This is a genomic window from Mesorhizobium sp. M0870 (assembly GCF_040319775.1).
Lineage (GTDB): Bacteria > Pseudomonadota > Alphaproteobacteria > Rhizobiales > Rhizobiaceae > Mesorhizobium.
Window position 1 is genome coordinate 197093 of sequence record NZ_JAMYOI010000002.1, and the last position, 19111, is coordinate 216203.

General features: G+C 60.8%; 17 protein-coding genes and 1 tRNA gene. 13 read left to right on the forward strand and 5 right to left on the reverse strand.

The window, feature by feature from the left end; genetic code table 11:
* Positions 1-146: 146 nt before the first annotated feature.
* Positions 147-326: a hypothetical protein gene (locus NKH97_RS04040; RefSeq protein WP_128304509.1), complete on the reverse strand. Its 180-nt coding sequence runs from the start codon at positions 324-326 to the stop codon at positions 147-149.
* Between the two features lie 177 nt (positions 327-503).
* On the opposite strand from NKH97_RS04040, the gene nanR reads away from it, so the two are divergent.
* From nanR to NKH97_RS04085, 9 genes are all read left to right on the forward strand, one after another.
* A complete protein-coding gene (nanR, locus tag NKH97_RS04045) occupies positions 504-1211 on the forward strand; it encodes a transcriptional regulator NanR (protein ID WP_023811936.1) in 708 nt (235 codons plus the stop codon).
* Positions 1211-1516, forward strand: coding sequence for a putative quinol monooxygenase (locus NKH97_RS04050; RefSeq protein ID WP_023811937.1), 306 nt, complete (start codon positions 1211-1213; stop codon positions 1514-1516). The genes nanR and NKH97_RS04050 overlap by 1 nt, the downstream gene beginning before the upstream one ends.
* A gap of 46 nt (positions 1517-1562) precedes the next feature.
* Complete coding sequence (locus NKH97_RS04055; RefSeq protein WP_352442884.1) at positions 1563-2339, forward strand: HpcH/HpaI aldolase family protein; 777 nt, start codon at positions 1563-1565, stop codon at positions 2337-2339.
* A 14-nt stretch (positions 2340-2353) separates the two neighbouring features.
* Positions 2354-3406 (forward strand): NAD(P)-dependent oxidoreductase, encoded by a 1053-nt coding sequence (locus tag NKH97_RS04060; protein WP_352795495.1) that lies wholly within the window; start codon positions 2354-2356, stop codon positions 3404-3406.
* A gap of 120 nt (positions 3407-3526) precedes the next feature.
* The gene (locus NKH97_RS04065; RefSeq protein WP_127296120.1) at positions 3527-5182 is read left to right on the forward strand and encodes an extracellular solute-binding protein; all 1656 of its coding nucleotides are present in this window, start codon (positions 3527-3529) and stop codon (positions 5180-5182) included.
* Between the two features lie 27 nt (positions 5183-5209).
* A complete protein-coding gene (locus NKH97_RS04070) occupies positions 5210-6211 on the forward strand; it encodes a carbohydrate ABC transporter permease (protein WP_245273236.1) in 1002 nt (333 codons plus the stop codon).
* On the forward strand, positions 6211-7059 hold the full coding sequence (locus NKH97_RS04075; protein ID WP_031213481.1) for a carbohydrate ABC transporter permease: 849 nt from the start codon (positions 6211-6213) through the stop codon (positions 7057-7059). Before NKH97_RS04070 ends, NKH97_RS04075 begins: the two co-directional genes overlap by 1 nt.
* Positions 7060-7070: 11 nt before the next feature.
* Positions 7071-8165: an ABC transporter ATP-binding protein gene (locus tag NKH97_RS04080; RefSeq protein ID WP_023811943.1), complete on the forward strand. Its 1095-nt coding sequence runs from the start codon at positions 7071-7073 to the stop codon at positions 8163-8165.
* Positions 8162-10138: a D-apionate lactonase family protein gene (locus NKH97_RS04085; RefSeq protein ID WP_352630691.1), complete on the forward strand. Its 1977-nt coding sequence runs from the start codon at positions 8162-8164 to the stop codon at positions 10136-10138. The genes NKH97_RS04080 and NKH97_RS04085 overlap by 4 nt, the downstream gene beginning before the upstream one ends.
* Positions 10139-10591: 453 nt before the next feature.
* Here the strand turns inward: NKH97_RS04085 and NKH97_RS04090 are convergent, their stop codons facing one another.
* The 4 genes from NKH97_RS04090 to NKH97_RS04105 all read right to left on the reverse strand — a co-directional run bounded on the left by NKH97_RS04090 (position 10592) and on the right by NKH97_RS04105 (position 14291).
* Positions 10592-10861, reverse strand: coding sequence for an HGGxSTG domain-containing protein (locus tag NKH97_RS04090; protein ID WP_352441490.1), 270 nt, complete (start codon positions 10859-10861; stop codon positions 10592-10594).
* A 1209-nt stretch (positions 10862-12070) separates the two neighbouring features.
* Entirely contained in the window at positions 12071-13438 is a 1368-nt protein-coding gene (locus tag NKH97_RS04095) for an integrase (RefSeq protein WP_352611758.1), read from the reverse strand.
* Positions 13398-13487: transfer RNA gene (locus NKH97_RS04100), tRNA-Ser, on the reverse strand. The genes NKH97_RS04095 and NKH97_RS04100 overlap by 41 nt, the downstream gene beginning before the upstream one ends.
* Before the next feature lie 468 nt (positions 13488-13955).
* Entirely contained in the window at positions 13956-14291 is a 336-nt protein-coding gene (locus tag NKH97_RS04105; RefSeq protein WP_128304492.1) for a hypothetical protein, read from the reverse strand.
* Between the two features lie 376 nt (positions 14292-14667).
* On the opposite strand from NKH97_RS04105, the gene NKH97_RS04110 reads away from it, so the two are divergent.
* From NKH97_RS04110 to NKH97_RS04125, 4 genes are all read left to right on the forward strand, one after another.
* Positions 14668-15900, forward strand: a complete 1233-nt coding sequence (locus NKH97_RS04110) for a septal ring lytic transglycosylase RlpA family protein (protein ID WP_023811949.1) — start codon at positions 14668-14670, stop codon at positions 15898-15900.
* 103 nt (positions 15901-16003) lie between these two features.
* On the forward strand, positions 16004-17167 hold the full coding sequence (locus NKH97_RS04115) for a D-alanyl-D-alanine carboxypeptidase family protein (RefSeq protein WP_164892962.1): 1164 nt from the start codon (positions 16004-16006) through the stop codon (positions 17165-17167).
* 137 nt (positions 17168-17304) lie between these two features.
* Positions 17305-17979 carry a dTMP kinase gene (tmk, locus tag NKH97_RS04120; protein ID WP_023811951.1) on the forward strand — a complete coding sequence of 225 codons (675 nt, stop codon included), beginning with the start codon at positions 17305-17307 and terminating at the stop codon, positions 17977-17979.
* Positions 17976-19031, forward strand: coding sequence for a DNA polymerase III subunit delta' (locus NKH97_RS04125; protein ID WP_023811952.1), 1056 nt, complete (start codon positions 17976-17978; stop codon positions 19029-19031). Before tmk ends, NKH97_RS04125 begins: the two co-directional genes overlap by 4 nt.
* Positions 19032-19111 lie beyond the last annotated feature (80 nt).

The following is a 19111-nucleotide window of genomic DNA, read 5'->3' on the forward strand; positions in this document are numbered from 1 at the left end:
GAACGGCAGCTATCTCAAATGCCTGCCGAGACCTGACAGTCGGTTACAGCCCGTTGCCGCCGGACTGCTTGCGCCCGCTTTTGGTCAGGCGAAATGCGTCAAAAGATGTTCGATGACGCGCTGTGTAGCATCGATGTCTGCCATGCTCAGCCCTCGGCGATGATCGCTAGTGCCTTTGCAAAGCTAGCATCAAGGGAGGTCAGCGCCTCAATCGCTCCGTCATATACGCTGTCGAGTGTCGCTCCCCAGCCGTCTGCTGCGCCACGAGTATCGATGCCAAAGCGGGCGAGCGCCTCCTCGATGCCGGCGTCGATGCGCCCAGCCAATTTTACGCCAGATTCGTTCCAACTTTGTGCGGCGTCTCAGTTGGGCGAACGCCGATAGATACTCGTTTGACAGGAAGAACAATGACCGTTCTCACTTGGTCACGAGCGTCTGTTGGTAGAAGGATCGTTGACAGAGGCGCTCTGGGGCCATAGCGTATTGGTATAACAGGTATGCCAATGATCGGAGTTCTGATCAAGCCGCGGAAGCTTTCGGACGAGGTTGCAGCGCACCTTGAGCGGATGATCCGCGAGGGAGAGCTGGCCGAAGCCGACCGGCTCCCATCCGAACGGGAACTCATGAGGCAGTTTGGGGTCGGGCGCCCTTCAATCCGCGAAGCCCTGCTGCATCTGAGCAAGATGGGCCTTGTCGAGGTGAAATCCGGCGAGCGCGCCCGCGTCACTCGGCCAACGCCCCAATTCGTGATCGACGCCCTCTCGGGGCCGGCGCGTCACATGATTTCGGCCCCCGGCGGGGTTCATGACTTCCAGAGCGCGCGTTTGTTTTTCGAAGTCGGTCTTGCCCGCAACGCCGCCATCAATGCCACCCCAGAAGATATTGAAAGTCTCAAAGAGGCGCTTGAAATCAACCGACAGTCGATCGGGGACCTGACGCGCTTCGAGCGCACCGACGTGGACTTCCACTACGTGCTGGCGGTGATCACCCGCAATCGAATCTTCACAGCTATCCACGCGGCGTTGGCCGAATGGCTGCTCGAACAGCGGCGCACGACTTTGGCCAAAGGTGAAGACCGCAAGGCCTATGAGGCTCATCGCGAAATCTTTGATGCCGTCGCCGCGCGCGATCCAGACGCCTCCGAAGCGGCTATGCGCAGGCATCTGGAATATGTGTCCAGGCGCTATCTGGAAATTGCAGGTGCCAAGTGATGAGGGGCTTCGTGGTCTGGGTCGATTTCCGCCTCAAGCCGGGTGCCCGGGGCAGATTCCGCGAACTTGTGGACGCCAATGCAACCGCGTCGATGCGCAGCGAGGCCGGCTGCCGCCGCTTTGACGTGACGGAGGCGCGCGGCGAACCGGACCGGGTCCTGCTCTATGAGATTTACGATAGCGAGGCCGCATTCGAGGAGCACTGCCGCACCGCTCACTTCGACGAATTCAATACGCAGAGCGCGCCGCTCGTCGTGACCAAGTTGGTGATGACCTGCGACCTCGTTCTTGAGGCCACGCATTGACGAGAACTAGGCGGATTGGCCCTTTTGGGCGAACGGGAGGAAGTGCATGTCAGAGCCAAGTCTCAGGGCGTTAACTTCTCACAGGCGGGTCAAACTTGGTACGCTCGTCGCCGAGTTCGCGACGCCGGGTATAGGTCACATCCTGAAGTCCGCTGGCTGTGACTTCGTCTTTTTCGATATGGAGCATTCGGGCTTCAGCCTGGAGACGGTGAAGAGTGCGATCCGCTATTTCGAGGCGGCCGACCTGCCGGTTATGGTGCGTGTGCCATCGCAGGACTACCATTTCCTTGCCCGCGCCATGGATATGGGGGCCGAAGGCCTGATCGCGCCGATGGTGAGTACCGTCGAGCAGGCGCAGCACATCATCAATTCCATGAAATATCACCCTGCCGGCGTCCGCGGCGTGGCGCTGCAGATCGCTCATGACCGCTACCGTCCGGGCTCGGTCACTGATAAATTCTCAGCCGCCAACAAGCGCTCGACGTTCATCTGCCTGATAGAGACCGCCGACGGCGTCAGGAACATTGACGGCATCGCGGGACTGGACGGGGTCGATTGTCTGTGGGTCGGACATTTCGACCTGTCCGTCTCGCTCGGCATTCCTGGCGACTTCGCCCACCCCACTTTCACTGCTGCAATGGCCAAAATCGTTGCCGCCGCCAAGAAGCACAACAAATCGCTTGGACGCTTGGTGCCCAACGTCGCGCAGGGACACGACTTCTACGCACAAGGTTTTGATTTTATTTGTTATTCAGGCGACGTTTGGGTTCTGCACGACGCGATCGCCGACGCGGTTTCCAAGATCCGGGCCGGGTGCGAATAGGAGCGGAGGAGACGATGGACAGCGTAAAATTCAGGGTGGCGCTTTCCGGTGATTTCCGCAAGCCGGACGGCTCGCCGACCTACCCAGATTTCGATCTGGTGCCACTGCGCAATGCGACAGGCGTCGAGATGGTGTTCCTAGAGTCAAACAGTCCGCTTCGCGCCGACCAACTTGAGGATTTCGATGCGCTGATCCTCCTCGCCCATCGCTTCGATGCCACGAGCATCCCAAGGAGCGGGCGCCTGGCCGTCGTTGCCCGCTTCGGGGTCGGCTACGACACTGTCGACGTTGAGGCCTGCACCGCAGCCGGCATTGCCTTGGTCATCACGCCCGATGGCGTGCGACGCCCCGTCGCCGTATCCGTCATCACCTTCATGCTGGCACTGACCGGCAAACTGCTGACAAAGGACGCGCTCACCCGCAAAGGGTCTGTTGGTTTCGAGAAGCGCTCCGATCACATGGGGGTCGGCCTCGTCGGGCGTTCGCTTGGGTCACTGGGCATCGGCAACATCGGTGCCGAGGTCTTCCGCTTGGCGAAGCCCTTTGACATGCAATTCATTGCCCATGACCCGTTTGCCGACAAGAGGGTCGCTGCCGACCTGGGCGTCGAGCTGGTCGGGCTGGAGGATCTGTTTCGCCGCGCCGACGTGCTGTCGGTCAGTTGCCCCCTGTCGCCTCAGACCCACCACATCGTCAACGCTGAGCGGATCGCCCTGATGAAGCCGACAGCTTACCTGATCAACACCGCGCGCGGCCCGATCGTCGACCAGAAAGCGCTGTCGCAAGCGCTGCAGGAGCGCCGCATCGCCGGCGCCGGTCTCGACGTGCTGGAACAAGAGCCTCCCGACGCAGACGATGCGATCCTCAAACTCGACAATGTCATCCTGGCGCCGCACGCACTTTGCTGGACCGACCAGTGCTTTGCCGGCAACGGTGCCGCCGACGTCAAAGCGGTAATGGAGGTGCAGTGCGGTCGGGAGCCGCGCGGCGTGGTCAATCGCGAGGTTCTTTCGAGCGAGCTGTGGAAGACCAGGCTGTCGGGGCTCGCCGCCCGCTTCGGAACCTAGGAGGACACTGATTTTTGGGCGCGCCGCCGCGGCCCCTTTGCGGCGACCTTACGGGAGGAAATGCTTGACCGCAGCGCCGGCGGACGAGTGAAGCAAATGGAAATGGGAGGACCAAGCACTATGAACGATCGTGAAAAACGTGACTTTCAGGCAGGTCTCGAAGCAGAGGTCGACGCCTTCATGAGCGGCGAAACCACCCGCCGAACTTTCATCACCCGCTTCGGTCAGATGACCGGCATGTTGGCCGTGTCCGGCCCGATGCTGGGGATGATGACGGATTGGGCGATGGCGCAGCAAACATTGGAATTGGCGGACGCCACGTCGCCGCTCGGCCAGGCGCAGGCCGCAGCCCTAAAAGCATCGAAGGAAGGGCCGGCGGACGGTTCCGCCTTTCGCGCGGCGGAGGCGGCCAAGGCGCATTCGGGCGTCACCCTCAACATGACCTACGAGGCTGGCCTGCAGGCACTCGATCCGCGCAATTTCAGTGGGCCGATGTGGGAGCAGCTTACCGGGATGAAGTCGAATGTCGTCGAACTGTCGAACCCTGACCAGTACTCCAAGGCAGTCGCCGAGCACATCGCCGGCTCGGGTGCCTATGACGTTCTCGACATCTCGCCGGCCTGGACACCGTCGCTTGCCGATGGCGGCGTCATTGCCCCTCTAGACGACTACATCGCCAAATACATGAACCCGGCAGACCTCGAGGACTATCATCCCCTGTACAAGGCGCTGCCGACCTACAAGGGAAAGATCTGGGGGTTCTTCGACGACGGCGACATGTTCGCTCTCTACTACCGCAAGGACATCTTCGAGGATCCGAAAATGGTGGAGGCTTACCAGGCGAAGTTCAACGCCAAGCTTGGACCGCCGAAGACCTGGGAAGAATATGCCCAGATCGCCCAGTTCATTACCGACCAGATGGCGCCAAAGGTTTATGGCGCGGGACATTTCCGCAAGGCGGGCAGCCCTGGCAATCAGTTCGACTTTCTGCAGCAGTACCGCGCCAACGGCGGAAAACTGTTCGGAGACGACATGAAGGCCGGCTTGGTGTCGGATGCCGGCGTCAAGACGCTGACAAACATGCTCGCCGCAAACAAGGCCTCGATCCCCGGCAACAACGAGCTCGACGCCGTTTCCTTGTGGGCGGCTTTCCTGACCGGCAAAGTCGCGATGATCTATTCCTGGCCTCCTAGCGGCCGTATGGCGGCGAACTATTCGCAGTCCGCCACGGCAATCAACTTCATTCCGCAGTCGCAGATCGCTGGCAAGGTCGGCTATGCCGTCGTTCCGGGAAATCCGGAACATGCGACCGGCTACAACAAGGCACTGTCCGCGGATTCGCCCAACCCAGAGGCGGCATATCTGTTCATGCAATGGGTATGCTCGCCACCCGTCTCGCTGGCACGTTGCATGCTGCCCTATGCGCTACGCGACCCATACCGCATCTCGCACTTCAAGTCCGAGCTCTACGGCGCGCTCTTCCCCAGTGCCAAGGAGTACCTTGCCAACCTCAACAACTCGGCAAATGTCGGTCTGCTCGATCCGATCATGCCAGGCGCGCAGGACTACTTCTTGAGCATCGACCGCATGTGCACCGCGGTGTGGGCTGGGGCGGATGCGAAGGCGTCGCTTGAAACGGCCGCCGCCGAGTGGAACGAGACGACCGACCGACTGGGTGTGGATTCGCAGAAAGGCTTCTACACCGAGTTCTTGAAACTGCCTGGCGCCACTGCCGACAACACGGTGGAAAAACTTGGCATGGCGGTCACCCTCTGAGGGGAGGCATGCTGTCTGGAGCAATTGGTGTTGCGGGCGCTTGGCTCGCAACACCTCCCCGCTAAGCGGCGATTTTTGGATACGCCTATGCAGCCCACCGCCACGATCCGTCGCTTGAAGGCCGCCGGCGCACCGCCCCGGCTGTCTGCCTTTGCCCAATGGGCAGACCGTCACTTCAAGTGGCTGCTGGTGGCGCCCGCGGTGCTGCTGATATTGGCGCTCTCGATCTATCCGCTTCTGTTCTCGCTGGTGGTATCTTTCATCAACTACGACTTCCAGGTGCCGGGCCACGCCTTTGTCGGATTGAAGAACTTTGAGCGGGTCGTGTTCGATCCAGTAGCACGTTGGTCGCTGTTGCTGACAGCATGGCTGTCGGGCATCAGCGTCGCTATCGAATTCGTGCTCGGTCTCCTGGTGGCGCTGACAATGGTGCGCAGCTTTCCGGGCCGCGGTGTGATCATGTCGATCCTGATCGTGCCGCTGTTCATCAGCCCGGTCATCGTCGGCCAGGCCTGGACGCTGCTTTTACAGCGGCCTTTCGGACCGACCAACTATATCCTGACGCAACTATTGGGGCAGGAGGTTACGATAGGATGGATGACGGAGCGCCCGTGGCTCTATATCTCGCTGATCATCGCCGATGTCTGGCAGTGGACGCCGTTCATGTTCGTCATCCTGCTCGCTGGGCTGACCGCAATCCCACCCAATCTCTATGAGGCGGCAGAACTTGACGGCGTCAACGCCTGGCAGGCTTTTTGGGCGATCACGCTCCCGCATCTCGGGCCGATGATGCTGCTGGCCCTGACCTTCCGTCTGCTCGACGCAATCCGTATGTTCGATACCATTTTCATCATGACAGGCGGTGGCCCGGGAACACAAACTTACACGGCCTCCTATTATCTCTATACCGTCGGCTTCACGCAGTTTCATCTATCGCAAGCAACAGCAGGAAGTTGGCTGTTCCTGATCTTTACGGCGCTCATCGTGACGTTGCTGGTGCGTCGGCTCTTGAAGGTAGAACCGGTCTAATGGCCGCCGTCGCGCCCGCCCGCCGCAGGAAACGCCGGTCGTTGCCGATCGGCCGAATTCTGCTGCTGGGGTTCTTCCTGGTGTTTGTGCTGTGGCCGCTCTACTGGATGTTCAACACCTCCATCAAGCCCAGCGACGACTACCTCACCGTACCGCCTGTCTGGTTCCCTGCCGCACCGACGCTTGTCCACTACGAAGCTGCGCTGTTCACCTATCGCGGTCTCGACGGGCTTATCAACAGCCTGATTATTTCGCTTTCGGCGACGGTGCTTTCGGCACTGATCGGCACGCTGATGGCTTATAGTCTGGCGCGCTACAACACGGGCGGCCGGCATCTGTCCTTCTGGGTCCTGTCGCAGCGCTTCCTGCCACCGATAGGCATCGTCCTGCCGGTATTCCTTATCTATCGTGGCGTCGGGCTGTACGACACCCATATCGGGCTGATCCTAGCTTACACGGTCTTCACGCTACCGGTGTCGGTTTGGATGATGTTTGCCTATTTCCGCGGCATGCCGAAGTCGATGGAGGAGGCGGCCCTCGTCGATGGCTGCACGAGATGGGAGGCGTTCTGGCGCGTTGCCGTGCCGCTCGCAGCACCAGGCATCGTCGCGGCGGCTGTCTTCGCCTTCATTGCCTGCTGGACGGAGTTCTTCTTCGCTCTGATTTTGACCAGCCGAACTGCCTTTACGCTGCCAACGGTCTTCCGAGCCTTCATCGGCTTCCAGGGCGCACAATATGGTGAAGCCGCAGCCCTTGCCATTGTCTCCCTTGTGCCATCGATCGCCCTTGGAGTGCTTGCTCAACGACATCTCGTGCGCGGGCTGACGCTCGGCGCCGTTCGCGGATAGGAAGGGAAGGCATGGCCGAAGTCAGAATCACCGGCTTGCACAAGCGCTACGGCGCCTTCCATGCGGTGCGCGGCATTGACCTCCACATCCCCGACGGCGAGTTCACTGTCCTGGTTGGACCCTCCGGATGCGGCAAGAGCACTCTGCTGAGGACCATCGCAGGACTGGAGGAGAGCTCACAAGGCACGATCGAGATTGGCGGCGAAGTGGTCAATGATTTCCGGCCGCGCGATCGCGACGTGGCAATGGTGTTTCAAGATTATGCGCTCTATCCGCATATGAGCGTGGCCAAGAACATTGGCTTCGGCCTCAAGGCTCGCAAGATGCCGAAGCCAGAGGTCGAGGTGCGCGTGGCCGAGGCGGCACGCATGCTTGGCATCACTCCCTTGCTGGGGCGTTTTCCGCGTCAGCTGTCCGGTGGCCAGCGTCAGCGCGTCGCCATCGGCCGCGCCATAGTCCGCAACCCCCTCATCTTTTTGTTCGACGAGCCACTGTCCAATCTCGACGCACAGCTTCGCGACGAAATGCGCGGCGAAATCAAACGCCTTCACCAGGACATTGCCACAACGATGATCTACGTCACCCATGACCAGATCGAAGCGATGACGTTGGCTGACCGCATCGTGCTGATGCGCGACGGGTTGATAGAGCAGCAGGGCGCGCCACTCGAGTTGTTCGAGCACCCGGCCTCAACCTTCGTCGCTGGGTTTCTGGGTTCGCCGCGGATGAGCTTCCTGCCAGGCAACCTTGCCTTGGACGGAAGCGCCGCCGCCATCCGGCTCGCGGACGCGCTGCTGCCCTTAGCGCCGGGCAGGGGGCTGAAGGGCGTCGCAGACGGACAGCAGGTGCTGCTCGGGTTGAGGCCAGAACATCTCACTCGGGCGCACACTGCCACACCGGAGCAGGGCACGTTTCGCTATGAGGCAACGATCGACCTGCTGCAGCCGACCGGCTCGCGCAGCTACGCGACATTCCGACTGGCTGGCGCGCCGGTGATGGCTGAGCTGCAGGCGCACGACGTCAGCCGTCCGGGCGAGAAGCTTGCGATCGACATCAACATGAACCGGGCCTCGATCTTCGACGCCACGACGGAGCGGGCAATTTGACCTCGACAGCTTCCCTGGCAGTCCGCTTATGTGGCACCGAACAGCACGAGGCACCGCTGCGCACACTGCGCGCCGGATCCTTGTCGGTCGCGTTCGACAATGGGGCGTTGCGCTACATCCGCATCGGGACGATCGAGATCTTGCGCGGAATCTCGTTTCTTGTACGGGACGAAAACTGGGGAACATGTACCCCCGTTCTCGATGATCTGCGGATCGACGAGAGGCCGGATGCGTTCGCCATTGAATACCGTGCAACATGTGCCGCAACATCCGGCCGCCTGGTTTACCGGGCACGCGTCTCGGGCAGTAGCGATGGTGCGCTGTCGTTTGTGACAGAAGCAGAGCCTGAGACCGACCTTTTGACCAACCGGACCGGCTTCGTCGTGCTGCATCCCATAGCAGATTTGGCCGGCAAGCCGGTGCGGGTCCTGCATCAAGATGGTCTCGAAAGGCTTTCGCATTTTCCGGACTTTATTGATCCGGAATGTCCGTTCACCGACGTGCGCGCGTTGTCACATGAGATCGCGCCTGGGATCTGGGCCACCTGCACCATGGATGGTGATGCCTTTGAGATGGAGGATCAACGCAATTGGTCTGACGCATCCTATAAAACCTATGTTCGTCCCTTGCGTCGCCCGTGGCCCTACAGACTGCCCAAGGGCCAGAAATTCACCCAGGCCGTCCGGCTGCATATGTCGGGGACGCTTCTTGCGCCGATGTCTGAAAATCCTGACCCGCCGATCAAAGTGACGATTGGCGGACCGGCCGGCCGAGTGCCTCGCATTGGCGTCGGCGTCGCCGCCGACGAGGCCAGGCACGCCCTTGGAAACTCCGATCTAATTCGGCAATTGGCTCCGCAGTGGATAGCCTGCCAGGTCGATCTCCGTCTCGGGCACGGCCACGATGAACTTGAACGGTACGCAGCGCTGACCCGGTTGATTGGTGCAAGCGTCGTGCTGGAGATCATAACCAGGGGAACGCTGGATCCCTTCGGCGAGTTGAAGCCGGTCGCGGATGCTGTCCGTCGCCTCGGCCTCAATCTAGAAGCTATCTGCGTCTTTCCGGCGCAGGACATGAAATCGGTACAGCCGGGAGCAGCATGGCCGGCCATGCCGAGCTTCCAGGAAAGCTACTCGGCAGCGCGCCGGGCTTTCCCGGGTGTACCGGTCGGCGGCGGCATGGCCGCGTACTTCACCGAGCTCAATCGCAAGCGCCCGCCAAGCGAGGCGCTCGACTACGCGACCTTTACCACCTGTCCAAGCGTGCACGCTGCCGACGATGTGTCAGTGATGGAGACGCTTGAGGCCATTCCCCACCTGATCCGCTCTGCCCGTTCCTTCATGGGCGGGTTGCCGCTGCGTGTGGGTCCCAGTCAGCTCGGCTGCCGCGAGAACCCTTACGGTGCCTCCACGGCGCAGAACGAAGCGAATGGTCGCGTCTGCCTATCGCGCATCGATCCTCGTCAGCGCGGGCTGTTCAATGCGGCCTGGATCGTCGGCTATTTCGCCGCATGCGCTCGCGAGGGCATCGAGGCCGTCGTCTTCGGTGACTTCACCGGTCCATTTGGCCAAATCCATAGGAAGGCTGACTTCGTGCAGCCATGGTTTGACCAGCAGGATTCCCGAACGGTCTATCCCGCTTTCCATGTCTTGGCTGGTCTCTCAAAGCTCGGCGGAGCCACCTTGCTGTCCGTAGGAACTTTCGGCGCTGACGGCGTTGTGACGATCGCAGCTGAAAACGATCGGGGCGTGACCCTGTGGGTCGCTAACCTCACCGCCAAGACGCAATCTGTGCGGCTTTCGGATGCGCCGAGCAGCGCCCGTATTGCTCTTCTCGGCGCCGAGCAGTTCGAGCAGGCGGCAACCGATCCCAACTTCATGGAAATTTCCGCAAGACCGCTGGATGACCAATTCATCTCGCTTGACGCCTACGCCGTCGCGCGAGTCGACCTCGATCGGCCGTCTTCGGCCTAGCCCGATCTTCGCTTAGTTGGCCAAAACCCCAACAAAGATGAGGGTGATAGTTCTATGAGGCCCTAAGGCCGCGCTTGGGATCAATCTCGCTTTGACCCCCAACCCCATCGTTGGTCAATTCAAAGGCATAGCGCGCGAAAGCAGCAGATGATTGAGACCTGGTCTGCCGTGCAAAACGTCCGTGAGCCTGGTTTGCCCTGGCTGCGCCGGGCAAGCCTCACGCGCCTCAATGCCCCCTGGCCACTACGTGCGCTTCAGCATGTGCCTGGAAACCCGTTCACCGAAACGATTTTCAGGTCAACAAAAGTCAACATAATCGTAACACCCCATGGAGTGGCACCGTTTGCATCTTGATTCATTCAAGCGGATTGTTGACCCATTCAAACCCGTCCGAATATGTCCGTTGAGGAGTCAAGTCATTCGTTGAGCGCCGACGATTGCCAAGCCAATTTGCTAGGAATCAGCCGCAGCTCTCCACCTCTCCCAACGATACCGCTGCGCTTCGGCTATCCTATCCTTTCCTCCTTGGGATGTGGGGCCTGTACTCAGCCCACCATGAAACCGACATCTGAGCTTTCCAGGCACAGCTGCGTTTCTGCATTCCGTCCCCCTCCTAGTTTTAGCTTCGCATGTCTCGGTGTAGTCTTGGGCCAACTGGTTCTGTCCTCCATGTTCGATCCTTCGCTCCAACGCGGAACAGGGTAGCTTCGCCGCTCGCGGCAAACATTTTTCAAAATGGTTTAGGTAAGATTTTTTGTTTCGTTGGATTTCCGTCTTGTATGGTCTCTATCTCTGTCTCTGTGTCGATAGGGTATCGATAGGGTATCGATGGGGTATGGATAAGGTATCGATAGGGTAGGGCAGCGACAGGGTCTCGATAGGATGGCTCACTGAGAGCGTTTCAAAGACCCAGCATTTCGGACGATTGCGGTATTATGAATACCCGATTTGAATGGGAGTACCTCTGATTCATCTTTTAGCTTTACTGGGCAAAGCCGCTCAAGCTCGGATAGCGCCGCTCCACGAACTCGCTTGCTTACAATCTTGTCGATTTGCATTATCACGCCAAGCCGATGTTTTTCACGGCGGGTTATCTTTGAACCAGTCGATAATGAAATATTCTTCAGTCTTTGGATCGTAGATGACAAAACGATCTTCGATAAGGACAGTTCGAGCCAATGACAGCTGTTTTTCATTTAGGCGGCTCTCTGCAATGGCATGAGCATCGGGGAGCTGACAGCAGCCCCCACTGGTCTGGTACGGAGACGTAAGCAGGTAAACGTAAAAATGGTGGCTCTCCAGAGCTGGCAAAAGCACGGGCCGCTTCGATCCCGTCCAGCGTCGTAGAAATCTTAGCCGAGGCTCGGCATCGGTGAGAAACAGCGCCTGCAGGCGGTGGAACGCCTCGTGGTAGGCCGCATTGGGCCGGCCGCTGTCCAGCGCGGTACGATTGCGTCTCTAGGCGTGTAGTAGCCGCCGGCGGTGTCCGTCCGGTCGCTCCAAACTCAGGCGCGTCTGCTCGGTGTCACCGTCGACGGCACCCCAGCCGCATAGGCCGATTTCGCTGCCTTGGGGCGTAGACCCTCGAAGGCTTTTCGCGCGAAGTCGCCCGTCTCTTTCGACTGTTGCCGAAGCAAGTCGAGCTCAGAGGGCGTCAGCATCACGGAAGTCGAGGATGTACTCAGCTTCGGAGCGGATGAGGGCCGAAGGCTGGAGATTGAGTTCTTCCCTAACGACATCGCCATACATCCTTCGGCCTCTCGGATTTGTTCTCGGCTCACGGCAATTAATCGGAGAGCACCGCATATACAAGCGTGACTGTACCCCTGAGAGCGCATACGTGCCGTTGTTCGAGCATCTGGAGCGCGCCGTCGAGCTCAAGCGCGCCACGATGATAACGCGGCGGTCCTCACCGCAATGATGCGCGGGAGGTCAAAGATGCGCCGGCGGTTTGAACGCGATCTTCTTCAGCCAGAACTGCTTTTGCTCGAGCGTCGGGCCAGAACCGTATTTTGGCCGATGCCATTTGTGGCCCATCAGCATGGCCACGACCTTTTCGGGCGCCTCCACGGCCGTCAGCCGATCCTCGTATGTGTGCCGCAGGCTGTAGAGAGAGTGGTCATCAGTCGGCAGGAGATTCGCATTGTCAAGAAACTTGTTGACCAAGGCAGAGAGCGAGTCGGCCTTGTCGAGATAGCGCGGAAACCCTTTGGGGTGGAGCTTCATTACGGCGAGCGCGCAACCCACGAGCGGAATGTCGCGCAGGGAGTGGTCTGTCTTCAACACGCGTCCATCGGGCCTCACCTGCACATGTGGCACCGCGTGATCTAGCAAGATGCGGTGCGGCAGAAGGTTCGCCGCCTCCGACAAACGCATGCCGGTGTCCGCTATCAGCAGCACAAGGTGACGGGCCTCCTCGTTGAGTTCCGCCAGCGCGCGGTCGGCAAGGATCTTGTCTTGGACGAAAGCCGCTTCGAAAGCCGCTCGTTGGACCGCGACCTGTCCCGATAGCCGCAATTTCTTGAACACCGGCGGCAAATTCAGCTGATGTGCCATGTCGACAGTGGTCAGCATCTTCGACACGTGGCCAATGTCCTTGTTTGCGGTGCCGATGTCGAGACTTTCCACGCGTATGCGTTTCTGCCACCACTCGCGAAATTGTATGGCGTGGCTCCGGGTGAGGGCGGCTATGTTCATGTCGCCCACAACCTCGATAAGGTTGCCAACGGCGCGCTTTTTCGGATTGCGCCACTTTCGGAGCTGGTTCGGGGACATGGCATTGAGGCTTTGGGCCTCGATCTTCTCGAATTCTGCAACCAGCCCCGTGAGGCGGATCGCCGGCCGCTCCTCACCACCCAGGGCGGCCGCCACCTCCCGCTCGTCCTCAATGACGTTCCTGTCGAGGAGCAGTCTAATGCGGTCGACAATATCATCGCGCGCGCCTTCAGCGAGCTCGGCATTCGTCTGATAGACCAGCCTCAGGGCTTTCGCCCGCTGCTGGGCCGCCTCGAAACGCAAGCGAGCTTCGCCAGATTGACCGTCGCGAAGCCCTCCCCAATACGCATCGAGCTCGACGTGGAGGCGCTGCACTACTTCCTTGGCACGAATGCCACGGGGATCGTTTACGATCGGAATGTCGGTGCTGATGCGGACCAGGACGCGGCGATCGAGCTCGGCGAATTCCTTCGGAACACGGCGAACGAGGTACCAGGTGCCGTCGCGCTTATGCGCCTTTGGCGGATCTTGCAGGGGCGCCAGTTGGCGGAGGAAGTGGGATTCGAACCCACGGTGAGCTTGCACCCACGCCGGTTTTCAAGACCGGTGCCTTAAACCGCTCGGCCATTCCTCCATCGTGATTTTTCAACCACTTGGGTAGCGCGGGGGCCAACCCGTTTGGCCTGTTGGCACCGGATTGGCACCGAAGGCGCTCCCGGCTGGTTCACGCCTCATTCCTGTAAAGCGGCATTGAGGGCTGCGTCAACCACCGCTGCGTCGCTTCCTGCTGTCCTGGGCAGACTCTGAGCTTGTCGGGATCGAGCACCGGGACCATCGCGGTCCAATGGTGCATGAAGAAGAAGCCCGCCGCGGGCGTTGCCCGAGATTGTGAGGCGCTGCAGTGCTTCCATGCAGCGCCCCAGGCAAGGGCGCAGTCCAGCTATCGCCAGAACCATCCTTGCAACCGGGCGGGGCGGGTTAATCCCTATAGGTCAACCTCTTGGGAGAGCTGCGGCATTTCCCCAAAAAATTCAGTTCGCCAAGGGAACAGCTGCTCGTGAGGAAGGCCGAAGCTGCAAATCGGCTCCGGCCTGCGTGTTCCTCAGTCTTTGCAGCTTTCGTCCGCCTTTGCCGCCGCGGCCTTATCACCATGCTGCTGCGCCTCAATGTCCTGCTGCGAGGTTGCAAGATTCTTGTCGCCGCCGCCTTCGGCGCCCGCCAACGGCATCGTGGCGCCATCCTTGGCGGCTGGCTTGCCCGTGCTGTCCGACGCTTTTGGGGTCTCTAAAGGCGCATGAGTTCCATCTTTCGAAATACCGGCGGTCTGTTCGGAATCCGTCCCTGCGTTGGAAGCCGACTTGTCCGGGCATGCGGCGATCGCAGACCCGGCAGAAAGTGACATTGCGATCGCGATTGTCAATGAAGCCATTTTCATCATGCTCGTCCTTCTGTTCGAGTGCCCTGCGGAAGAAACTAGCGGCGCATTTCTTTGTTCCGACGGTCGGTCCGCTGCCCGTCAAAGCTTGGTCAACGGCAGGCATGGGCGGCAGGAGCGAAGCCAGGCTCTTTGTGGCAGAGGGCATCACATCTCTCGCGTGGAAGCACGAAAACCGTTACTTTTCAGAAGGCTTTCACGGTGGAGACGCCACAATCTTGCCCGGTTGCAGCCACAATCGGTTAATACCGTGATAAGCAATTCCTGCGCACAAAGGATCGGGGTTCAAAGGCGTCGTTGTATTGGTCGGGTGAGTGTTTCGGCTTCTTCGACGGTTGGACACGACGTCTAGGTCAAGACTGAAGGGGACATCAGGAAAATGCAGGCTGTGACGCAACCGCGTCTTCGTCGCGCTGCTGCAGTCGCGTTGTTCGCCATGTCGGCCGCCTTGCTGGCGGCTTGTGCGTCGCAGCCCGAGCCGAAAGCGATGGTCTACAAGAAGACCCGCTCCAAAGAATATTTCGCCGAATCCGAATATGGCGTGAAGGCAAGCCCGCGTGTGATCTCCCAGAATGGGCGCATCCAACGTGGCGGCGGCAGGGATCAGCTCGGCAAACCCTATCAGGTCCGCGGCAAGTGGTATTACCCCCGGGAAGACAAGCGCTACGCCAAGGTCGGCCTGGCCTCCTGGTATGGCGACGCCTTCCATGGCCGGCTTACCGCCAATGGCGAAGTCTACGACATGACCCATCTAACGGCGGCGCACCCGACCATGCCGCTGCCGAGCTATGCCCGCGTCACCAATCTCAAGACCGGCAGTTCGGTCATCGTTCGCGTCAACGATCGCGGCCCATATCACGAAGGCCGCATCATCGATGTCTCGGAGCGCGCTGCCCAGATGCTTGACTATGCCAACACCGGCACCGCTCAGGTGAAGGTCGAATATGTCGGCCGCGCGCCGCTCGACGGCGATGACGACCAGTATCTGATGGCTTCCTACCATCCCGGCAACAGGGCGCCAGACCCGTCGGATGGACTGCCGACCGGCGTCATGGTCGCCATGAACGGGCCGTCGCCAAGCCTGCCTGCGGGCGCCGCCGCCGTGCCGTTTCCGGGCCAGTTGACCGATTCCGGCGCTGTCCAGCCGGTCATGTCGACGCAGTCCTCGGCCTATGGCGATCTGGCGCTTCCGGATTTCGGCCCGATCGTGCCGGAGCGCCCGCAGATCAATCTGCCGCCGCAATCACCGTTTGCCGTGGCCTCGCTGTCCTATGCCGACGAGCGGGTCGAACGCGCCTCAAATGCCTTCGCCGCAATGGGTAGCGACGGCATGTCGCCGGCCGACGTGCTCCAATCGTGGAAGCGGCAGCCGCCACCGGCCGGTCCGTCCACCGACTACGTTGCTGCCGGTTCGTTCGAGGATGCCGGAGAAGCCAAGCGTATTGCCGCTCAGCTTGCCGCCTTCGGCAAGATCGAGATCCAGCGTTCGGAACTCGACGGCGAGGATTGGTATTCGGTCAATCTCTATCCCGATGGCCATCACAACCTGGATGATTTGCTGCAGGCTGCCTGGTCGCATGGCGCTCCCGATGCGCTGGCTGTGCGCAACTGAGCACAAGCCAGGCTGGATTTCCGCTACGCGGTTGATCCGCCGTGCAAAAAGCCCGATACTTTTTGCGGGCTTGCCGGCGGTGCCGGCCAACGGGTCGAACATCATGCAATTGCGCTTGCTCCCGCTCGCCGGGCTTCTGGTTTTTGGCCTGCTGCTGTTTTTCCAGGCTCCGGCCGGTGCGCAGCTGTTCGAGACCAAGGCCGCACAGGCCTTCATGATCGACGCCGAGACCGGGACGGTGCTGTTTTCCAAGGATGCCGACAAGCCGATACCGCCGGCCTCGATGGCCAAGCTGATGACCATGGAAGTGGTTTTCAACGCCATCAAGTCCGGTCGCCTGAAGCTCGACGATACGTTCGTTGTCAGCGAAAACGCCTGGCGCAAGGGTGGCGCGCCTTCGGGAACATCGACAATGTTCGCCAAGCTCAAGTCGTCGATCCGGCTCGAAGACCTGATTCAGGGCGTGACCGTGCAGGCGGCCAATGACGGCTGCATCGTCATCGCCGAAGGCATGTCGGGATCCGAGGACAATTTTGCCGCGCAGATGACCGAACGGGCCCGCCAGATCGGCCTCAAGACGTCGACTTTCGTCAATTCGACCGGCCTGCCGGCGGATGGCCAACAGACGACCATGCGCGAGCTGGCGCAGCTCGCCCTGCACCTGTGGCGCGATTATCCGGATCTCTATCGCTATTACAGCCAGAAGGATTTCACCTGGAACAAGATCTCACAGAGGAACCGCAATCCGCTGCTGGCGATGGACATCGGCGCCGACGGCCTGGCGGTCGGTGCGAGCGAGGCAGCCGGTTTCGGCATCGTCGGTTCGCTCAGCCACAATGGTACCCGCGTGATCGCGGCGATGAGCGGGCTGGCCTCGGACAAGGAGCGCGCCGAGGAAGCGCGAAAGCTGCTCGACTGGGGTGTCCGCTCGTTCGAGAAGACTGAAATTTTCGCCAAGGACGAGGTGGTTGGAGAAGCCCAGGTTTTCGGCGGAGCGAAATCCGGGGTGACGCTGAAGGCCAAGGGTCCGATCGACATTTTCCTGCCGATCACCAACCGCGACAAGCTGACGGCCAGGATCGTCTACAACGGCCCGGTTGCTGCACCGGTGGAGGAGGGGCAGCCGGTGGGTGCGCTGCGCGTCTGGATCGGCGATACGCTCAGCCAGGAGACACCGCTTTTCGCCGCCGAATCGATCGGCGTCGGCACGCTGCCGCAGCGCGCACTCGATGCCGTCAAGGAACTGGCGGTCGGCTGGCTGCGATAACGCATATCACTCAAAACCAGCCATGGTTTTGGGGGCGACTGCACAAGGGCAAAAATTGACGGCATGGACGTTTGGCCGAACGCGGACTATCTAGAGCGCTACAATCCCATTCAGCCATGGACAAGAAGGCCTCTCGGTTGGCACGCGGTTTTTTCATCACCTTCGAAGGCGGCGAGGGGGCAGGCAAGTCGACGCAGATCGAGCGGCTGGCCAGGAAGATGCGCGCCAAGAAATACGATGTGCTGCTTACCCGCGAACCCGGCGGCTCGCCGGGCGCCGAAGCCGTCAGGCATGTGCTGCTTTCGGGCGCGGCCGAACCGTTCGGACCGAAGATGGAAGCGCTGCTTTTCGCCGCCGCGCGATCCGATCATGTCGAGCAGCTCATCCGGCCGGCGGTCGAGCGTGGTTCCATCGTGCTTTGCGACCGCTTCCTCGATTCCTCGCGCGTCTACCAGGGCGTCACCGGCGGCATCGATTCGGCGTTCATGGATGCGCTGGAGCAGGTCGCCATCAACGGCATGATGCCGGACATGACGCTGATCTTCGACATCGATCCGGCGGAAGGCCTGAGGCGCGCAACGCTGCGGCGCGGCACCGAGGCAGTCGCCGACCGCTTCGAAAAGGAGACGCTGGCGATCCATCAGGCCCGCCGCGAGGCGTTTCTGGCGATCGCCAAGGCCGAGCCGGAGCGCTGCATCGTCGTCGACGCAGCCGCCGAGCCCGACGCGGTCGAGAACGTCGTCACCGCGGCGGTGTTCGCGGCACTGGCGGCGAGAACGCCGGCACGCGACAGGCAGGCAACGCCGGCATGATCTTCGAACGCATCGCACCCGAGCAGCACGACACGCTCGACGGCGTGCCGGAGCCCTCCGAAACGCCCGTTCTGGTCGGGCATAGCCAAGCTGCAGGCGTGCTCACCGCCGCTTATCGTGCGGGCAAGCTGCCGCATGCGCTGATCTTCTCCGGGCCAGTCGGCATCGGCAAGGCGACGCTCGCCTTCCACCTTGCGCATCATCTGCTGAAGCACCCGGATTTTGCGCAGGCGCCGGAAAGCCTTGCCACTGCCGATCCGGCTTCGTCGCTGTTTCGCCAGATCGCCACCGGGGCGCATCCTTCCGTGCTGCATCTGACCCGGCCGCTGAACGACAAGACCAAGAGTTTCAAGACAGTCGTCACCGTCGATGAGATACGCAAGGTCAGCCGCTTCCTGTCGCTGACCTCGCACGACGGCAGCTATCGGGTCGTCATCGTCGACCCCGCCGATGACATGAACACCAATGCGGCCAATGCGTTGCTGAAAAATCTTGAAGAGCCGCCGGCACGGACTCTGTTCATCCTGATTGTCCACGCGCCGGGCAGCCTGCTGCCGACGATCCGGTCGCGCTGTCAGGTGGTGCGATTGAACCCGCTCGACGCCAACGACCTGATGACGGTGCTGGAAACGACCGAGCCCGCGCCGCCTGACGATCCGGCGGCTCGCGCGGCACTGGTCGGGCGGGCAGGGGGCAGCGCCCGGAACGCGATCCTGTTGACGCAGTATGGCGGGCTGGAGATCGCCTCCACGCTCGACGCTCTGGTCACCGGCAGAAAGAGCGATGTCGGCGGCGCGTTTCGCCTCGCCGAAGCCGTGGCTGGCCGCGATCAGGCGATCCAGTTCGATATCTTCAACCGCCGGGCGCTGGACCTGTTGTCGGACGCGGCAAGTCAGGCAGCACTGGCGGGCGATCTCGCACGGGCCAAAACGTTGTCCGACACTTGGCATGAGGCGCTGGACGCTATATCTGAGACCGATACCTACAATCTCGACAAGAAGCAGCACGCCCTGATCATGATCGACCGCCTGAATTCTGCAATGCGAATGTGACTGGGTTTCCTGGATCGGGATGGCAAATGCTGCCTCGATACGATATCCACCGCCACGCCTTTCCATTCAGACATTCATGA